Genomic DNA, 621 nt, shown 5'->3' with positions numbered 1-621 from the left:
CGTGCAGGTGATCCCGGCGGTCGCCCTGTTCGGCGGCCTCGTCGCGGCGGCCTCGGCTCTGCTCGCCGCCGCGCCGGTCCTGCGCGATCTCGGGCTCTCCGCTCTCGGAGCCGGGCCGGGGCTCGTCGGCATCGCGGCCTATCTGCTTCTGCCGCTCTGGCGCGGCCTGCAGGGGGCGCTGCGGGCCCCCGATCCGGCGGCGCTCGACGCGGCGCGGGCGCTCGGCCTCGCCCCGCGTCAGATCCTGATGGGTGTGCGCCTACCGCTTGGTGCGCCTCTGCTGATCGGCGGCCTGCGGGTCGCGGCCGTGCAGGCGATCGGGCTCGCCACCCTCGGAGCGCTGGTCGGGGCGGGCGGGCTCGGGCGGATCGTCTTCGACGGAATGGCCCAGTTCGCGCCCGACCTGATCCTTCTCGGCGCGGGGCCGGTGATCGCCCTCTCCCTCACGGCCGAGCGCGCCCTCAGCGGGCTGGAGGCGGCGGCGCGCCGTCGCTGGCCGGCATGAGGCGGTTGTCCCCGGCCCTCGCCCCCCTGCTCGTCGGCCTCGCCTTGGCCGCAGCGAGCCATCCGGCCGCGATCGCCCTCGTGACGAGCGGGCCCGGACAGCGCCCGCTTGCCGTG

General features: G+C 77.5%; 1 protein-coding gene. It reads left to right on the top strand.

Annotation, left to right across the window (positions count from 1 at the left end; all coding sequences use genetic code 11):
- A partial coding sequence (locus LW587_RS23180; protein WP_232631942.1) for an ABC transporter permease subunit occupies nucleotides 1-505 on the top strand: 505 nt, incomplete at its 5' end.
- Nucleotides 506-621 lie beyond the last annotated feature (116 nt).

Source organism: Methylobacterium sp. Leaf118 (genome assembly GCF_920984675.1).
Lineage (GTDB): Bacteria > Pseudomonadota > Alphaproteobacteria > Rhizobiales > Beijerinckiaceae > Methylobacterium.
Note: the sequence above shows the minus strand (reverse complement) of the source record. Positions and strands in the feature narration are given on the sequence as shown.